Here is a 14151-nt window from a genome sequence, read left to right on the forward strand (position 1 = left end):
ATGCGCATCATAGCAGGTGAATTCAGGGGGTTTCCGCTGTGCGCACCCAAAGGTGAGGGCACGCGCCCAACCATTGATCGTGTGCGGGAATCGATGATGAGCTCAGTCAACAGTGCACTGGGCGGTTTTGAGGGTGAGGTCGTGCTCGACGCGTTTGCTGGCTCGGGTGCGCTGGGGCTCGAGGCGGTGTCTCGCGGCGCGCAGACGGCGTACTTCTACGACACCTCGCCCGAGGCGGTGCGAGTTGTAACGGCTAACGCCGAGAAGCTGGGGCTTGACGCCCGCCGGGTGCGCATCGTGCGGGGTGATGTGATGAAGAACCCTCCCAAGTACGCACACCTGCCGTTTTCCCTGATCTTGCTCGATCCGCCCTATGCGTTTGAGCCGCGTGAGGTTTTGCAGATGGTGTCGGGCTTGCGTGAGCGAGGCGTTGCAACTGCTGGGGCGCTTGTGGTATACGAGCATGCAGCGGCGAGTGCTGCTGCTGTCGACGAAGCGCTTGCTGTGTTGGGGATGCAACGCGCGCAGCGCAAGAAGTATGGTGCTACCATGGTTGACATGATACGGTTTGATGGAGAGACACAAGAATGAAACGAGCTTTAGTTCCCGGAACGTTTGACCCGATAACCAACGGGCATCTGGATGTCATAACGCGCGCAGCGCAGCTGATGGACGAAGTGGTGGTAGGTGTGGCAGCTTCCAAGCGGAAAGGGCCGCTGTTTACGCTTGCCGAGCGCGCCGAGCTTGTGCGCTGCTCAACCGCACACCTTCCCAACGTGCGAGTTGTACCCTTTGAGGGCATGCTCGCCGATGTGGCCCGCGAGCTTGAGGTTGATGTGGTGGTGAAGGGTTTGCGCGCTGTTACCGACTTCGAATATGAGTTTCAGATGGCGGCACTTAACTACCAGATGGATAGTTCACTAGAAACGATGTTCATCATGTCGCCGCCGGAGTACATGTACCTTTCGTCATCCATCGTGCGTGAGATAGCCAGCCTACACGGAGAGTTTGCTCAGTTCGTACCCACCTGCGTGCACGAAGCGCTCATCGCCCGCTTCGCCGATATGCACTAAGGGGTGCTTCGGTGCTCTGTAAGAGAAGATTTCTTCTTGAAGCATCTTCGCTGTTTTTAACATATTCTCACCTCTAAGTTGCATTAGACGCAACTTTCTGGAGAAAAGCGCTGTTGTCATCTGTTGATCAGCTGGGCAAGTCTGCAAGACTACGTTGAGATTGCGGCCAGTTTGCGAGGAATTCACGAGCTGAACATAATTTTTGCCTGCTTTTTGGAGATCGTGTTATCATGTCGGATTGAATATGCGCGCTTTGCGGCTTTGCCATGACTTGGAAGATGCGCACTGCATACCGGACGGAAGGAAGACGATGGACGAAACAGGAGTGTTGGGGCTGCTTGAAGAGCTCTCCATTCTGCTCGAGGACTCGAAGCCGGTGTTCGGCAAGAACAACTTGCGCCAAGTCGATATTGCTGCCGCATTCGAGATCATGGATGAAATCCGCGACACGTTCCCTAGCGAATTCGCGCAGTCACGCCAAATTGTTCGCGAGCGTCAGAGCTTGCTTGATGACGCCGAGGCCGAAGCGAACCGCCTGATTGAAGATGCTCAGAGTCAGGCGATGACCATCGCCAGCGAGCAGGAGATCGTGCGCATCTCGCAGCAACAGGCCGACCAGGTGCTGGCCGATGCCCGCGAACTCGAGCGTCAGACGCGTGCTGGCGCTGAAGATTACGCCGATGAGGTATTTGGGCACGTGGAGCAGAGTCTCGATACGCTGCTCAACAACGTTCGCCGTTGTCGCGACCGCTTGAACGCGAATTCCCTTGTGGGGCGCTAATGGCCGCGCAGGGAAACGTTGTTATACAGGTTTCCTCTGAGCTCTTCGCCCTTGCGGAGAGCTCTCATTTTGAGGGAGAGTGGCCTGTTGACGTCATCGAAGCCGGTCCGGATTCTTACCGCTTTGACAAACCAGTGGCGTGGAGCATCGACCTGACGAACACCGGTGATGCCCTGCTGGCAACCGGTTCGGCGCGAGGTGTAGCCACCACCAGCTGCGCGCGTTGTCTCGATCCGGTGGTAATCGAGCTTGATGGCGAAATTGAGGGATACTTCGTCATCGGTGACGCTGAGGCGCCCGACGATATGGATGACGATGAGTTTGATCACTTGCCGGAAGATGGCAAGATTGATGCCGTACCGCTTATCGAAGCGGCGCTGCTGATGGATATGCCGCTTTTGCCCCTGTGTTCTGAAGACTGCGCGGGCCTGTGCAGCACGTGCGGGGCGAACCTCAACGAGGGCCCCTGCGAATGTGATGCCGACGACATGGATCCCTTGCATCCTTTCGCCGCACTGAAGGGGTTAACGTTCGAGTAAGCACCGCAGCCCGTACGCAAGGCGACTTGTCTTAACGTGCGTATTGGTGACACGTGACATTGGGGTCAGTATGCCACATACTGTCACATACTGACCCCAATGTCACGATCGTCCCCGTTCGGTGCTGTTAGGGGTGCTTGTGGCCAGCATTTTCTTCGGTACGGTGCGTTATTTCGCTACTCTCTTCCGCCTCGGCGCATACCTCGCGCAATACATCAAGAAACACCTGGGCCTGGCGAGTGGGTAAGGTTTTGCGCCAGATGAGGCCCTGGGTTGACGTCAATGCAGGCGATAGCGGTACGAAGGCGAAGTCAGTCAGCTCATTGGTTTCGAATAGATCTTGGTAGGTAAATGCGCTTCCCACGCCTTCGCGCACGAGAAACTTGACGTTGTGTGGCAGGTTGTAGACGGCGCGGATGTCCATACGATCGGCCAGCTCTCCCAGCCATTGTCCCAGCGCTGTTTTCGCGCCCTGGCGCGAGCTAATAAGCGGTTGACCCACCAGATTATTCGGAGTGACGTAGGGAAGGCGTGCAAGCGGGTTGTCGCGTCGTGTGAGAATTCCCCACACGTCCTTATGAGGAAGCACCATGACGTTCATGTCAACGTGGCTTCTGATCTCGCATTCTTGGAAGAAGTCGTAGAAGCCGCGCACGAAGTTGTCCATGAGGTCAGACGAATTACCGCTGTAAATCTCGAATTGAATGCCCGGATAAGTGGCCTGTACACGCCGCATTGCCTCGGCGAGTACTTCTACGGCACGCGTCTCGCCAACGGCGATGTGTACTTTGCCTGCGATGGAGCGGGCGGGAAGTGCGATTTCCTCTTCGGCTTTGTCGGCAAGGGCCAGAATTGATTCAGCGTAACGGCGTAGGATGACACCTTGTTCGGTAAGCTCGATACCCCCGTGACTGCGCTGGTAGAGCGCGTGTCCCAATTCGTCTTCCAAAGCGGCCAACTGACGTGACAACGTGGGCTGGGTGACATGGAGCGACTTGGCAGCTGCTGTGATGGAGCCCTCCTGCACGACGGCGATAAAGTAACGCAGCGTTCTTAACTCCATAGTTTCCCCTCGTTTCTCCCCTGTTTTTGGCGGTTCGGCCAAGTTGTGTTTGGCCGGATTGCTTCCTCGGCCTGTGAGAAATAAACCCACGAACTCGTTATTTCCGGCTGTCCTCTTGTTGCGTACATGCCTTTCAAGCATATGCAAGATTACATTATAGGTATTACCTATGTGCGCGTCATCCTTCGTATGATGCGGGATGTTGAGGGAGGACAGGAAGAATAGGACGAGGAAGAGAAAAAAGGAGGGTGATGTTCATGTCTCTGTTGGATAAGAGCTTGAAGCGTCGCGATTTCTTGAAGGCGAGCGCCGCTGCTGCGGCCGCCACCGCCGCTTTGGGAGTCGCCGGGTGCGCGCCCGATAGTAAGGGTGCCTCGGGGGCGGGGTCAGGCGCGGCCACGCATGAGGTGGCCTCCGATACCGCCATCATCGAGGGAACAGGCGAGTGGATGCCCATTCACTGCCACCAGAACTGTAACCAGATGTGCTTGAACATGGGATATGTGGTTGATGGTGTAGTTATCCGTCAGAAGACCGACGACTCGCATGCCGACAGCTTCGACTGCCCTCAGCAGCGCAGCTGCCTGCGCGGCCATTCGCTGCGTCAGCAGGTGTACAACGCCGACCGCATCAAGTACCCTATGAAGCGCAAGAACTGGCAGCCCGGCGGCGGCGAGAACGCTCACGGCGAACTGCGCGGCAAGGACGAGTGGGAGCGCATCAGCTGGGACGAGGCACTTACCTACGTGGTTGACGAGATGAAGCGCGTGTATGCTGAATACGGCGAGAAGGGCGTTATCTGCAACGCATGGCGTTGGGTGCCGGGTGCGGCGATGTTCCCTGTTCTCGGCGGCGCAATCTACGACTCCGAGGTTGAATCGTTCGGCACGTGGGCTTTTCAAACCGAGGCTTTAGGTATGTATTCGTGGGGCGACCACCCCGACATTATGATGGCACCCGACAAGTATGACCTGCCGAATGCCGATACCATCGTGCTGTACGGATGCAATCCTGCATGGTGCCACCATTCCTCTATGTATTGGCTGCACAACGCCAAGAAGTCCGGCACGCAATTTGTGTACGTGGGGCCGAACTACAACGAGTCGGCTTCGTCGTTGGACGCTCGCTGGATTCGGGTGCGTCCTGGTACCGACACGGCATTTTTGCTGGCGGTTATCTATGAGATGATTCGCCTCGACGAAGAGCGCGGCGATATTATCGATTGGGAATTCGTGAACGAGCGCACGGTAGGATTCACGCCTGAGACGATGCCGGCCGACGCGAAACTCGACGAAAACTTCCGCGACTATGTGCTGGGTGCCTACGACGATACGCCGAAGACCCCCGAATGGGCCACCGAGATTTGCGGCACGCCAGTAGAAGACATCACCTGGTACGCAGAAATGGCCGGTAAGAACAACGCCGTCACGTTCCTACACAGCTATGCATCTTCGCGTTATCTGGGCGCCGAGAACCTGCCTCAGGCGTTCATGACCGTGTCGGCGCTGGGTGGCCACTACGGCAAATCGGGCCACGGCTCAGCGGCCATTTACACGTGGGATGCGGGCGATTCGGGTTACCGTCTCATTCAGCACGCTGGCGGCGACTACGGCTACATTGATAACCTGGTAGGTTCGCCTGCGGTGACTGGCCCCGGCAAGAATATCGAAGGCCCCGCTTGGTGGCGCTGCATGCTGGACGGCAAGTATATCACCACGTCAGATGGCCCCTTTGACCTGGGTTCTTCCGATGCGGTGAACGATCCGACGAAGCTGCGCGCTAACACGCCCACCTATCACGAAGCGCAGGAGATGGAAGTCAATCCGCGTCTGCTGATTGCCACCAACTCGAACTTCATGCAAACACGCGGTGACCTGCCCACAGCCATTAAGGTAATGCGTCAGGCCGACACGTGCGTGTCCTTCGAGATCAAAATGTCGCTTACGGCTCAGTTCGCCGACATCCTTCTGCCGGTTATCACCCATTGGGAAGGCAACGACGATGAGTCGTGGGGTGAGCTTGCGTGGCCGAGCCCCTTTGGCGACGGCAACGGCCAGAAGCAGCGCAAGGACGCGCTTTTGGCGTGGAAGCCGCTCATCAAGCCGCTGTACGAGGCTCGAGACGAGAAGCAGGTGTTCCGCGAGATCATCGAGCGCATGGGTGCAAACCCCGACGATGCTTATCCGAAGAGTAACTACGACCAGTGGCTTGGCTATTTCTTGGGTATGCGCGAGCTGGCACCCGACTTGTCGAAGTGGGAGCCGGTCATTACCTGGACCGATGCGGACAACGAGAAGTACCATGCGGATTTCCCGACCCAGGAAGGCAAAGTGGCCTTCGACGACTTCATGGCGCAAGGTTGCTATGTGTGCACGCGCTCCGAAGACGACAAGCGCAACTATGTGGGGTATCGCGACGACAAGCTGGGTATTGGGAAAGACGGTGAGTCGGTGGTCGTAGCCGATACGGCCTGGCCGCGTCCGTCGGTTTCCGGCAAGCTGGAAATCTATTGCCAGTTCAAGGCCGACAATGTGAACCGCACGGGTTTGAACCCCGAACCCATCAAGCCTTATGCGAACTACTTCGTGCCGCGGCGTGGCTATCAAGAAACGTTCGCGAATTGGGAAACCAAGGAGAAGGGTAAGTTCCCCTTGCAGGCGTTCACCCCGCATTACCTGCGTCGTGCACATACATGCTACGACAACATGGTCTGGACGCAGGAGGCCTTCCGCAACCCGGTGTTCATGAACGCCGACGATGCTGCCGAGCGCGGTATTAAGGCTGGCGACACCGTTATGTGCTACAACGACTTCGGCCGTATGCTGCGCATTGCTCAGCCCATGCAGTCGATGATGCCGGGCACGGTTGGTATCCCACACGGACCGCATTCGGTGTTCGATGAAAGCGACCCCGACAACATCATCGACTGCGGCGGCAGCGAGCAGATGCTTTCTGACCATCAGCTGTCCAATTACTTCCCGCACTTGAACGGCTACAACAGCCTGCTTATTGAGATCGAGAAATACGACGGCGAGCCGCTTGTAGAAGACTTCGAGCGTGGGCCGTTCTTGGCTACGGGTGTAGATGATGCCGGTTTGGCCGCGTATGTGGTGCCGACCGAGACGAAGGAGGCGTAAATCATGAGCCTGGGATTTTATGTTGACCTGGCCAGCTGCATCGGTTGCCGTACCTGCCAGGTTGCTTGCAAGGATCGTCGCGACATTCAGGTGGCGGGTCCGCGCCTGCGCCGCGTGGACAGCTTCGAGTGCGGAACGTATCCGGATGTAACGATGTTCCATTTAAACATCTCGTGCAATCACTGCGAAAGCCCGGCGTGCGTGGCAAATTGTCCGACCGGTGCTATGTATAAGGACGAAGACGGTACTGTTCAGCATGACGATGAGGCCTGTATCGGGTGTCAGACCTGCGTGAACAGCTGCCCGTATGGTGCACCGCAGTTCATCGAGGAAGATGAAATCGTGCAGAAGTGCGATACCTGCCGCGCCTTGCGTGAAGCCGGCTTTGATCCGGTATGTGTGGCAAGCTGCCCCATGCGCGCCATCGAGTTTGGCGAAATGGACGACTTGCGCGCTGCTCATCCAGATGCCGTGAGCGAACTGCCGTGCACGGAGCCTGCTGCCACTACGACTCCGAACATTCTGTGGGAGCCCACCCGCGGCGCCCAGATGGACGACTTCGCGGCCGTCACGCTGTAAGCAATATCGGGCGGCCTTCGGGTCGCCCGTTTTTCAAAGGAGGGGAACTATGACCAGCTTTGCAATTGAGAATGTAACCGATTCCGCATCCGGCCTTGCAATCCTGTGCCGCGAGTCTATCGACCTGGAAGCGTTGCTACTCTCGCGTGCTTATTTGTATACGCTGTTCCATAAGCTGTTGGGCGGTACGCCGGATGCGGCCATGCTGACGGTGCTGCTCTCGGCTGATACGGCCGATGCGGTGGAGGAATTCACTGGTGATAATATTTCCATGCAGGGCCTCGGTCGTTTCTTGTGCGACCTGCGCGAATGTGTGGACGCGCAAGTGCTGCTTGATGCGGCACGTGACGAGTACACTCGCCTGTTTATCGGTCCGGAAGCGTTGCCTTGCCAGCCCATCGAGTCGCCCTATCTTACCCATGAGTTGGCCGACTTCCAGGAAAACACCATCGTCGTGCGCCGTATCTATCGTGATCATGGTTTTGAGTTGGCGCGTCTCATGCGCATTCCCGATGATCACATTGCTACCATGTGTGACTTCATGGCGCGCTTGTCCGAAAGCTCGCTGGATAGTTTGCGCGAAGGCAGTTTGGAAAAACTTGCGGAATCGTTGCGCGACCAGGAGACGTTTGTGCGCGGACATATGCTTACCTGGGTGAATGACTTTGCTGTGTGTGCTCGCCGCTCAAAGACGTCGGTGCTCTATCCGCAGATGATCGAGGCGTTGGCAGCATTTGCCACCAACGACGCCACATTGCTATCGGAAGCGGCGCTGTGGGCCGAAAACACTGCGGCCACCCATGGCTTTGAGGTGGCTATTCCTCTTGGTGTCTCCGCCGATAGTCCCGAGGCTGCTGCGTTTGCTGAACTCCAGGCAACGTGGGACTGCTTGCGCAAGGTGCACCCCTATGGGATCGAAGATCACGAGTTGGTGATTGTTTAAGCCGTGAGCGCTCGAATGGGGATAACGTAGATGCCTTCTTCGGCAACGCGTACGTATTTCCCTATGCCGACGATTACGGCCATAAATTCGGGTGGCTTTGTTCGTGCACGAGGGCTCTCGCAGAGCTTCTTACGAAGTCGTTTGAGGTTTTCAACGGCGGCGTCGACTTTACTTTCGCTCGTTTTTACCTCGAAGGCCGCCCAGCGTCCATCTACCAATTCGACAATTGCATCCACTTCAAGTCCGGAGTCGTCGCGATAGTATCGGACGGGGATGGGTCGAGCGAGTTCGTGGGCTCGAGCGTATACAACAAGATCGCGCAGGCACAGGTTCTCAAAGACCAGGCCAAACGTCTGCCAGTCCTCCATAAGAGCTTGTGGAGACATGCCGAGTGCGGCTATCGCTAGAGAGGGGTCAACAAGGTATCGCTTGGGTTTAATCTGAAGACGCTTCTTCGAGCGAGAGGGCGGTTCCCATCCAGGTATTTCCATCGTGAGGTAGATTCGACGGAGAAAACTGAGGTAATCGCCAATCTGCCGATCAGTGAGGTCAGCTCCCGTCGATCCTAGGGTATCCTTCCTGATCGCGACATAGGTGGCGGCTTGCCCCAGGTTGCGTGCTAAGGAAACAAAAATACGTTCGGTTGTGAAGGGGTCAAGTCCATAATACGGAGCGCTTTCGTGGTACACTGCGGCAAGATAGTCGCGGGCAACCACTTGTGCATCCATGGGAGCAAGGTCAATCGCTTCAGGCCAACCCCCTCGGCAAGCGGTTTTGATAAGCTGCTCGGTGTCGTTTTCAACGATGCTGGTGACAGGTGGTTCCTTGAAGAGCTGAGCGAGCGAAACGGTCTTGCTTGACTCTCCTGACTCAGAAAGCGACATGGGAGACATTTTGATTCGATCGATTCTTCCTGCACCGCTGTGTCGTTTACTCGCTTCGTTGTCAGTATCTTTGCGACTCGTTTTGTGTGCAAAGGTACGTTGGTCTGTAGTAGAAGTGACGATAGAGGGGGCCTGGCCAGTGCACGTCGTGCTCTGCTGTCGCAGACCAGTTTTCCAAAGGAGACTTCAATGACCATTTCTGCAGATACTTGGCAGGCCCGTGCTGCCATGTGTGAGCTTTTGGCGCTCTCGCTGCGCTATCCGCAGGATTCGGTGCTCTCCGAAGCGGTGGCATCGGGTGAGTGGTACGAGGCAGCTGACGAGATTGCCGGTGCGTTGGGGCTTGCGTGGTCGACCGATGAGGTGGCCGCAGATGCACCGGCCGAAAGCGTCTTAGCGCTGCCCGACCCGGCTGAACTACAGAAGAAGCTGCGTGCCGAGGCAACGCGTTTGTTTGTGGGTGCACCGAAGCCCGAGGTGAGTCCCTATGAGGGCGTGTGGCGTGCGGCTGACGACGGCGTGCAGGCGCTTTTGTTCGTAAACCCGCACTCCATGGAAGTCGAGCGCTTCTGCAAGGCGTGCGGTTTGGGCCGCCCTGAAGGTACTAACGAGCCACTCGATGCGGTGGCGACCGAACTTGAGCTTTTGGAATATTTGGCTCTGCGAGCTGCTGTAGATGCCGCCGAGACAGAGGGTGACACGCTTTATAAAGACGAAGGTGAAGGCGAAGATACCGATGAAGAGCCCGGCGATGTAGTGACTTCGGCCGATTTGCCTGGCGGAAGCCCCGAAGCGGCGTGGAATCAGTTCATGGCCGATCACGCAAAGGTCTGGATGCCGCGCTTTGCCGAAGCCGTAGTCGAACAATCACGCGTGCTCTTCTACCGTCAGGCTGCTAACCTTTTGGGGGCGTTCATCGGCTAGACATATAAGCTTTCTCACGCCGAGATGCCCGTTTCGCCATGTGAGACGCTTTGTGGCAACAGGATGTTTCTCATGGTGCGTCGGTGTTGTGAGTCGTAGGGTGGCACGAAGCAATCGTTCATGATGCCGCTTTGGTGCTATCGAAATGATGCGCTTAGTTTACGCGATACGTGCTCCAAAAAGCTGTTTCTGCTCTATTTATTGGTGCCTCTCAAATACTCTGCCAGGTACGGAACAGTGATAACAAGCTCTCCGTTGCGCGGAGACGCGATAACGCCGGACGCTAAAAGCCTTGCGCGATACTGTTGAAAGTAGCTATTGGTAAGCTGGGAATCCTCAAGCACGTCTTTTACCAATACGGCCCCATCGCCTTGACGGGCGATAGTTGTTAGCACGTCGATGTCCTTACGAGAGAGCTCATGGAGTGTTGGCTGGAAAACATCGGCCTCCAGCTCTGCTTGCGCCGCATAGATGGCGCTTTCGATGCCTTCATCGGTTAGTGCTTCCCCTTTGGCACTCAGTTCCATAACGTAGTAGCCAATAAGCTGCAGAAGATAAGGAAAGCCACGAGTGGCCTCGGTAAGCCGCTTGATCTGGTCTTCTGTAATCAGTCGGTTCCCTCTTCGGAAGGCATCCGAGTAGTACGCGATGATGTCACTTAAAGACAATGGGGAAAGATGGAGTTTCCTTGCCCGATTGAGGAACGTAAGCACCCGATCGTTCAATACATCTGATACAGCATGAGGTAGGCCTGCCATGACGATGGCGATATTCTTTCCTTCTCCGGCTAGGTGTTGATAGGTGGAGGAAAGGGTTCGCATGACATCGGAGTTGGGCTGAACCTCGTCTACAAGCAGAATAACCCCCTTCCCGTTTTCTGCGAGCCGGTCGCATAAGAGGGTGAGCTTTGTTCGGAATCCGTAGTTTTCGCGAACTTCCTCAGAGAAGGTAAGCCCAAGGGAAAAACCAAGAGCTCCAGCTGAAAACCCCTTTATCTTTGTTTGCTTCTTTGAGATATATTCTGACCCAGCAAGTTGAATCGACTCAATGATCTCTTCAAGCATGTCTTCGCCTGAAGTTACGCGCGCTGCTACGAAGCCTCGAGCTTTCGCTTCATCGGCGAGCTGGAGAAGCAAGGCTGTTTTGCCTGTTCCGCGTTGTCCAAGGATAAGAGTTGCCCTATCGCGATGACCGGGCTCACGCTTGATGCCTTCGATGAATTGCTCAATGGCATCGTCTCTGCCCACAATACGATCGGGGCGGCTTCCGAAGCTGGGGTGAAAGAGGTTATCCATGGGCTCTCCTGTCTTCATTTATCATGTTTTATCATGGTTTATCATGTTTTATCAAGGAAGATGTTCCTAGCGCCAAAAAATGAGCGCTATTCCGTTAATTACTAAACACCGGTTGATTGTCATTTTGTCCGCACCCCCGTGACAAAATGCCCTGACCCTAATGTCACACCTGTTCATCGACAAGACGTGGAAGATAGCCTTGGGGCTTGACTGACGGTTGGGTCACTTGGAACTCCTTTAGCGTTTACCAAAATCCGAATTGGGAATTACCAAAATCCGAACGGTATGTCGGATGGCTTGATTGTCGGATGGGTCGGATGTCGGATGTTTTCTACGAGTAGTTCGAACAGACCGACACGGCGTATGTGTACACGCTCGTTTTCCAGCGGCAAGCGCGATAGTTCTCCGGATAATAGAGCTTCCTCGCGAACAAGTTGCATGCTTGACTTGGGGGGAACAACAGGGAGCAACAGGGAGCAACAATTTGCAGTTGCTGTGATGTTTGGGAAAGTTGCGTGTAGTACTTGCACCGTTTCGCGGCCTTTGTTAATATACCGTTTCGCGTGTTTACAGGAGTATCAGCGGAGCGCAGTTTGGGCTGCTCCGGTGTGGAGAAGGAGATAGACCATGGCAGTACCTAAGCAACGACAGGGCCGCGCCCGTACCCATGCGCGCCGTAGCATCCACGACCGCATCTCGGCTCCCTCGCGTTCCGTGTGCCCGCAGTGTGGTGAGATGAAGCTTCCGCATCGCGTGTGCCCGAATTGCGGCTTCTACAAGAATCGTGAAGTGATCGAGACTGAGTAAACGCTTCACGAGCAGATTGTCTGCGTAGCAACCTCCCGGACAGATGGATGTGCTCCACCTTCCGGGAGGTTTTCTGTTTGCTCCGGCTGCTAAGAATCTTACCAGCGTTCGTTTGCGCGCGGCTTGCGCGGTGAGGAAGTGGATTGAGATGGCTAACATGGTTGTGATATCTGTCGATGCTATGGGTGGCGATAATGCACCTGGCGTCGTACTGGACGGCGTGGCTCAGGCGCTTGCCGCCGATGAGGCGTTAAGCGTTGTGCTCTGTGGTCCGGCCGAGGTAGTTGAACCCTTTGCGCGCTCGCATGAGCGTTGCGAAGCGCGCGCGACGACCGAAGTTATCGACATGGTAGAGCATCCGGCAAACGCCGTTCGACGCAAGAAGGATTCTTCGATCGTGGTTGGATGCCGCTTGGTAAAGGAAGGTACTGCGCACGGCTTTTTCTCCGCTGGGTCAACGGGTGCCTGCCTTGCGGCCGGCACGCTCGTCATCGGGCGAATCAGGGGTGTGGCGCGTCCGGCGCTTGCTACGGTTTTGCCGTCACCAGCAAAACCGGTGGTCATGTGTGACGTTGGTGCCAACTCCGACTGCAAGCCCGAGTATTTGGTGCAGTTTGCGAACATGGCAACGGTGTATGCTGAAAAGGTTTTAGGCGTGCGCGATCCGAAGGCTGCGCTGCTCAACATTGGAGCGGAAGAAACGAAAGGGTCGCAGTTTGCTCAAGAGGCACACCGCCTACTTGCCGAATGCGTACCGAACTTTGCAGGTAACGCCGAAGGGGGCGACTTGCTCGCTGGTACCTACGACGTAATTGTGGCTGACGGGTTTACTGGCAACGCCTGCTTGAAATCCATCGAAGGAACGGCAAAAGTGCTGTTCAAGGAAATCAAAGGCGTTCTATACGCAAGCTTAGCAACCAAGCTTGCGGCGTTGGCTATTAAGGGCGGACTTTCCGATCTGAAGGCCCGTGTGAGCCCCGACACGTATGGTGGCGCACCGCTGCTTGGCGTGAAAGGTGCGTGCATTGTGGGGCACGGTTCGTCAAACGCTACCGCCATCAAAAATGGCGTGCTCACGTCGGCTGCCGTCGTGCGTGCGGACGTTTCTGGAATAATCGAGCAAATGGTACGAGGCGACTAGCCCACCATGTACAATGGTATGTACGTGCAAAGACGATACGAGGGGGCTTTTTCTTGAAGGAGAAAGCCCCCTATGACAATGAAGCCCCCCAATGACGACGAAAGCCCGTGTGCGAGATGAATCTGACTGACGAGCAAATCGGAAAACTGAACAGCGCTCAAGACGTTTTGGAATACCACTTTCACGACGAGAGCTTGCTGCTTTCGGCGATCACGCACCCGTCGGCTGTTGAAGGTAAGCCAGTGAAGTACTCCTATGAACGCTTGGAGTTTCTTGGCGATAGCATTTTGGGCGCTATTGTTGCCATGGTTGCGTTCGACCGCTTCCACGATCTCGACGAGGGAGGGCTGACGCGTATCAAAGTGGCGCTCGTTTCGGGTGCGAGCTTGGCTGACGTCGCTGCGGGGCTGGGATTCGCTGACATCATTGTGTTCGGCTCGTCGGAAACTGGCACAGGCAAGCGCGGCCTGCATTCAGCGCTCGAGAACGTGTACGAAGCTGTGGTTGCCGCCTTGTACCTAGACGGTGGGATGGATGCCGCCCTTGCGTTCGTGGAGCGTACGCTGATTCCTCGCATGTCGGTTGATATGGCCAAAGAGCCCGAAAATCCCAAGAGTGCGCTGCAGGAAAAGCTGCAGGAAGACGGCATTACTCCCACGTACAAACTGGTTGAGACGCAGGGGCCGCCGCACGATCGCACATTTGTGGCGCAAGTGTTCGCCGGCTCACAGGGGCTCGCGCGTGGTACGGGCCGCACGAAGAAAGAGGCTGAAAGCCAAGCCGCCAAAAGTACGCTGGCTCAGCTATCCGAGTTCTTCGGTTTCTACGTGAGCGAAGAGGAAAAGGCGGCCGCTAAGGCGAAAAAGAATGCAGTTAAGGCCGAAAAGGCTGCCGCAAAGGCGGCGGCTGCTGCCGCAAAGGCCGAGGAAAAGGCGCGCCGCAAACAGGAGCAATCTCAGGCGAAGCAGCGCTCTCAGGAGTAGCC

Annotated in this window: 14 protein-coding genes; 11 read left to right on the forward strand and 3 right to left on the reverse strand. The window is 56.1% G+C overall.

What is annotated here, in order from left to right:
- The 4 genes from G7Y44_RS01580 to G7Y44_RS01595 all read left to right on the forward strand — a co-directional run bounded on the left by G7Y44_RS01580 (position 1) and on the right by G7Y44_RS01595 (position 2393).
- On the forward strand, positions 1–591 hold the full coding sequence (locus G7Y44_RS01580) for an RsmD family RNA methyltransferase (RefSeq protein WP_165247025.1): 591 nt from the start codon (positions 1–3) through the stop codon (positions 589–591).
- A complete protein-coding gene (gene coaD, locus G7Y44_RS01585) occupies positions 588–1073 on the forward strand; it encodes a pantetheine-phosphate adenylyltransferase (protein WP_165045844.1) in 486 nt (161 codons plus the stop codon). The genes G7Y44_RS01580 and coaD overlap by 4 nt, the downstream gene beginning before the upstream one ends.
- A gap of 310 nt (positions 1074–1383) precedes the next feature.
- The gene (locus G7Y44_RS01590; RefSeq protein WP_165045838.1) at positions 1384–1854 is read left to right on the forward strand and encodes an ATP synthase F0 subunit B; all 471 of its coding nucleotides are present in this window, start codon (positions 1384–1386) and stop codon (positions 1852–1854) included.
- Positions 1854–2393 carry a YceD family protein gene (locus tag G7Y44_RS01595; RefSeq protein ID WP_165247027.1) on the forward strand — a complete coding sequence of 180 codons (540 nt, stop codon included), beginning with the start codon at positions 1854–1856 and terminating at the stop codon, positions 2391–2393. Before G7Y44_RS01590 ends, G7Y44_RS01595 begins: the two co-directional genes overlap by 1 nt.
- Before the next feature lie 127 nt (positions 2394–2520).
- Here the strand turns inward: G7Y44_RS01595 and G7Y44_RS01600 are convergent, their stop codons facing one another.
- Positions 2521–3456: a LysR family transcriptional regulator gene (locus tag G7Y44_RS01600; RefSeq protein WP_165247029.1), complete on the reverse strand. Its 936-nt coding sequence runs from the start codon at positions 3454–3456 to the stop codon at positions 2521–2523.
- 257 nt (positions 3457–3713) lie between these two features.
- Here G7Y44_RS01600 and G7Y44_RS01605 point away from each other — a divergent pair, with 257 nt between their 5' ends.
- From G7Y44_RS01605 to G7Y44_RS01615, 3 genes are read left to right on the forward strand one after another with little or no spacing between them, the layout of a single operon-like run.
- Entirely contained in the window at positions 3714–6593 is a 2880-nt protein-coding gene (locus tag G7Y44_RS01605) for a molybdopterin-containing oxidoreductase family protein (RefSeq protein WP_165247031.1), read from the forward strand.
- Positions 6594–6596: 3 nt separating this feature from the next.
- Positions 6597–7172: a 4Fe-4S dicluster domain-containing protein gene (locus tag G7Y44_RS01610; protein ID WP_165247032.1), complete on the forward strand. Its 576-nt coding sequence runs from the start codon at positions 6597–6599 to the stop codon at positions 7170–7172.
- 49 nt (positions 7173–7221) lie between these two features.
- Positions 7222–8115 (forward strand): TorD/DmsD family molecular chaperone, encoded by an 894-nt coding sequence (locus G7Y44_RS01615; RefSeq protein WP_165247033.1) that lies wholly within the window; start codon positions 7222–7224, stop codon positions 8113–8115.
- On the opposite strand, the gene G7Y44_RS01620 is transcribed toward G7Y44_RS01615, so the two are convergent.
- The gene (locus G7Y44_RS01620; RefSeq protein WP_165247034.1) at positions 8112–8999 is read right to left on the reverse strand and encodes an ATP-binding protein; all 888 of its coding nucleotides are present in this window, start codon (positions 8997–8999) and stop codon (positions 8112–8114) included. The genes G7Y44_RS01615 and G7Y44_RS01620 overlap by 4 nt on opposite strands.
- A 189-nt stretch (positions 9000–9188) precedes the next feature.
- On the opposite strand from G7Y44_RS01620, the gene G7Y44_RS01625 reads away from it, so the two are divergent.
- Complete coding sequence (locus G7Y44_RS01625) at positions 9189–9923, forward strand: TorD/DmsD family molecular chaperone (RefSeq protein WP_165247036.1); 735 nt, start codon at positions 9189–9191, stop codon at positions 9921–9923.
- Between the two features lie 194 nt (positions 9924–10117).
- Here the strand turns inward: G7Y44_RS01625 and G7Y44_RS01630 are convergent, their stop codons facing one another.
- The gene (locus G7Y44_RS01630; protein WP_165247038.1) at positions 10118–11218 is read right to left on the reverse strand and encodes an AAA family ATPase; all 1101 of its coding nucleotides are present in this window, start codon (positions 11216–11218) and stop codon (positions 10118–10120) included.
- A gap of 627 nt (positions 11219–11845) precedes the next feature.
- Between G7Y44_RS01630 and rpmF the strand changes: the two genes are divergently transcribed.
- The 3 genes from rpmF to rnc all read left to right on the forward strand — a co-directional run bounded on the left by rpmF (position 11846) and on the right by rnc (position 14149).
- Positions 11846–12025: a 50S ribosomal protein L32 gene (gene rpmF, locus G7Y44_RS01635; RefSeq protein ID WP_165044286.1), complete on the forward strand. Its 180-nt coding sequence runs from the start codon at positions 11846–11848 to the stop codon at positions 12023–12025.
- 148 nt (positions 12026–12173) lie between these two features.
- Entirely contained in the window at positions 12174–13166 is a 993-nt protein-coding gene (gene plsX, locus G7Y44_RS01640) for a phosphate acyltransferase PlsX (protein ID WP_165247040.1), read from the forward strand.
- A gap of 116 nt (positions 13167–13282) precedes the next feature.
- Positions 13283–14149, forward strand: coding sequence for a ribonuclease III (rnc, locus tag G7Y44_RS01645; protein WP_165247042.1), 867 nt, complete (start codon positions 13283–13285; stop codon positions 14147–14149).
- Positions 14150–14151 lie beyond the last annotated feature (2 nt).

This window comes from Adlercreutzia sp. ZJ141, assembly GCF_011038965.1.
GTDB lineage: Bacteria > Actinomycetota > Coriobacteriia > Coriobacteriales > Eggerthellaceae > ZJ141.

Coding starts and splice junctions, on each gene's coding strand:
- plsX (WP_165247040.1), top strand. CDS start 12,174: ATGGCTAACATGGTTGTGATATCTGTCGATGCTATGGGTGGCGATAAT.
- G7Y44_RS01605 (WP_165247031.1), top strand. CDS start 3,714: ATGTCTCTGTTGGATAAGAGCTTGAAGCGTCGCGATTTCTTGAAGGCG.
- G7Y44_RS01620 (WP_165247034.1), bottom strand. CDS start 8,999: ATGTCGCTTTCTGAGTCAGGAGAGTCAAGCAAGACCGTTTCGCTCGCT.
- G7Y44_RS01590 (WP_165045838.1), top strand. CDS start 1,384: ATGGACGAAACAGGAGTGTTGGGGCTGCTTGAAGAGCTCTCCATTCTG.
- rnc (WP_165247042.1), top strand. CDS start 13,283: ATGAATCTGACTGACGAGCAAATCGGAAAACTGAACAGCGCTCAAGAC.
- G7Y44_RS01580 (WP_165247025.1), top strand. CDS start 1: ATGCGCATCATAGCAGGTGAATTCAGGGGGTTTCCGCTGTGCGCACCC.
- G7Y44_RS01600 (WP_165247029.1), bottom strand. CDS start 3,456: ATGGAGTTAAGAACGCTGCGTTACTTTATCGCCGTCGTGCAGGAGGGC.
- G7Y44_RS01630 (WP_165247038.1), bottom strand. CDS start 11,218: ATGGATAACCTCTTTCACCCCAGCTTCGGAAGCCGCCCCGATCGTATT.
- rpmF (WP_165044286.1), top strand. CDS start 11,846: ATGGCAGTACCTAAGCAACGACAGGGCCGCGCCCGTACCCATGCGCGC.
- G7Y44_RS01615 (WP_165247033.1), top strand. CDS start 7,222: ATGACCAGCTTTGCAATTGAGAATGTAACCGATTCCGCATCCGGCCTT.
- G7Y44_RS01595 (WP_165247027.1), top strand. CDS start 1,854: ATGGCCGCGCAGGGAAACGTTGTTATACAGGTTTCCTCTGAGCTCTTC.
- coaD (WP_165045844.1), top strand. CDS start 588: ATGAAACGAGCTTTAGTTCCCGGAACGTTTGACCCGATAACCAACGGG.
- G7Y44_RS01610 (WP_165247032.1), top strand. CDS start 6,597: ATGAGCCTGGGATTTTATGTTGACCTGGCCAGCTGCATCGGTTGCCGT.
- G7Y44_RS01625 (WP_165247036.1), top strand. CDS start 9,189: ATGACCATTTCTGCAGATACTTGGCAGGCCCGTGCTGCCATGTGTGAG.